Genomic DNA, 2,284 nt, shown 5'->3' with positions numbered 1-2,284 from the left:
CAGGGATAAGACCAGGCTGACTAGACGTCGTTGTGGGTGTGGGGAACAGCCCTCCGTCTGCTTTGGGGAGGGGGGGGGGGGGGGGGCGAGGGGGACCCCCCCCCCCCCCCCCCCCCCCACCCTCCCGCGCCCTGCTCCGAAGGACGCTCAGACCAGCGGGAACCGCTGGGCCGCCGAGCCGTTGCAGTCCCAGATCCGCAGCCGCGTCCCGTTGGCCGTCGCGCCGTTGGGGGAGTCGAGGCAGCGGGCGGACTGGGGGTTGCGCAGCGAGCCGTCGGCCTGCTGCGTCCACACCTGGCCGCCGACGCCGTTGCAGTCCCACAGCTCGACCTCGGTGCCGTTGGCCGTGCTGTTGCCGTTGACGTCGAGGCAGCGGCCCAGCGTGCGCAGCGCGCCACCGGCGAGGTGGAACCAGTGCTGGTCCACCGCGAACGACTGGCAGTCCCACAGCTGCACCGCGGTCCCGTTCGTCCCGTGGTCGTCGCCGGCCACGTCGACGCACTTGCCGCCCGGGCCGGTGATCGGCCCGCCGCCGGTGACGGAGAACTTCTGCGCTCCCGAGCCGTTGCAGTCCCAGATCTGCAGGCGGGTGCCGTTGGCCGTGGCGCCGTTCGGCGAGTCGACGCAGCGGCCGGACTGCGGGTTGCGCAGCGAGCCGTCGGCCTGCTGCACCCACTTCTGGCCGCCGACGCCGTTGCAGTCCCACAGCTCCAGCAGCGCGCCGGCCGCGGTGCCGTTGCCGACGACGTCGAGACAACGGCCCAAAGTGGACAGTGACGAGTCCGCGTTGTGCGCCCAGTGCTGGTCGGCCGCGTTGGCCTGGCAGTCCCAGAGCTGGACCGCCGTGCCGTTGCCGCCCGTGTCGTCGCCGGCCACGTCGAGGCACTTGCCGCCGGGGCCGGACACCGTGGCCGCGTACGGCGGTGTCCCGGTGGACCCGGCGTACCCGACGGAGACCACGTTGGCCTGGACGGCGTCGTCCGCCGCGTCGGTCGGGTACCCCGCGGTCATCACGCCTTCGAAGAACGAGCCGATGGACGCGTTGCTGTTGTCCCCGCCGGTGCCGAGCACGATCGAGCCCTCCTGGTGCATCGGCGTGTACCCGCCCGAGGGCAGCGCGCCGTTGTACCAGGTCGTGAGGCCGCCGCTCTGGGAGTTGCCGCCCTTGAGCGCGAAGGTGGTCTGGCCGTTGTTCTTCAGCAGGGCCGTGACGAACGGCGTGGCGTTGCCGCGGTTGTTCGTGTTGGAGCGGTTTCCTTGGAACAGGCCGTTTTCGAGGTCGCCCGCGACCCAGGGGCCGATCCCGCTGCACGGTGGGAAGTAGCAGGTGGTGCCGAGGTTGACGGCGTCCATGTGGCCGTTGCCGGTGTCGGCGATCTGCGCCTCGACGTTGCCGTAGTCGAAGCAGCAGCCGCCGTTGACGTGCGTGCCGCTGGCGACCATGTACATGCCTTCGGGCTGGCCGTTGACCGCGACCCCGGCGCCGACGTAGTGCCGGTACCCGGTGCCGGGGGAGACGTAGACGCCGTAGACCTTGTGCCCGCCGGCGGTGACCGGCAGCGCCGACGCGATCGCGGCGACGTCCTGGCCGCCCGCGGTGCCCGGGCCTTCGACGGTGAGGTCGTTGTGCCGCGGGGACTGGTCGTAGATCACCGTGATGGTGCACGTGGTGCCGGCGCAGAACGAGTCCTGCGCGGCGGCGTTGGCGTACCCGCCGGTGGCGAGCAGGCCGATGTTCGTCTCGGCGCGGTCGGACGCGCGTTGCACGCGGTAGAGGTTGCCGCTGTAGGCCGAATAGAGGGCGCGGGTGGTGCTGTGCGCGGCGACGCACTGCGTGCCGGCGGCGCCGTAGAGGTCGCACGGCAGGGAACCGGCGGCCTGGGACGGGGTGCTCAGGCCGAGCATCGTCCCGAGGACGAGCACGAACGTGACGAGGAGACTGCGACCGCGTGGCACGGGACCTCACTCTCAAGTCGCAGGTCAGAGGCCTGCGCGGATTTTTACAACGTTGTATTTCCGGAAGAGAAGGGGGTGCGGGGAAGGCGGGTGGGGATGGAGGGAGGGTAGGGCCGCGTTCTCGGGCGTGTCAACCGGCCTCGGGCGCCGATGGTCCAGTCCACTGGGGAGAAGCACCCGGACGGCCCAGCGCGGCGGGATCCGCTGGCGGCCAACGGAAACCGACGTTTCGGACGTCGGCGCGGGGGGGGGGGGGGGGGGGGGGGGGGGGGGGGGGGGGGGTTGCGGGGGGGGGGGGGGGGGGGGGGGGGGAGCAAGGCGACACAAC

General features: G+C 72.2%; 1 protein-coding gene. It reads right to left on the bottom strand.

The annotated features are described in order from the left end of the window. Positions 1 to 147: 147 nt before the first annotated feature. Complete coding sequence (locus tag ACZ61C_RS27715) at positions 148 to 1,956, bottom strand: arabinofuranosidase catalytic domain-containing protein (RefSeq protein ID WP_465310760.1); 1,809 nt, start codon at positions 1,954 to 1,956, stop codon at positions 148 to 150. Positions 1,957 to 2,284 lie beyond the last annotated feature (328 nt).

This window comes from Amycolatopsis sp. NPDC104587, from assembly GCF_055583645.1.
Note: the sequence above shows the minus strand (reverse complement) of the source record. Positions and strands in the feature narration are given on the sequence as shown.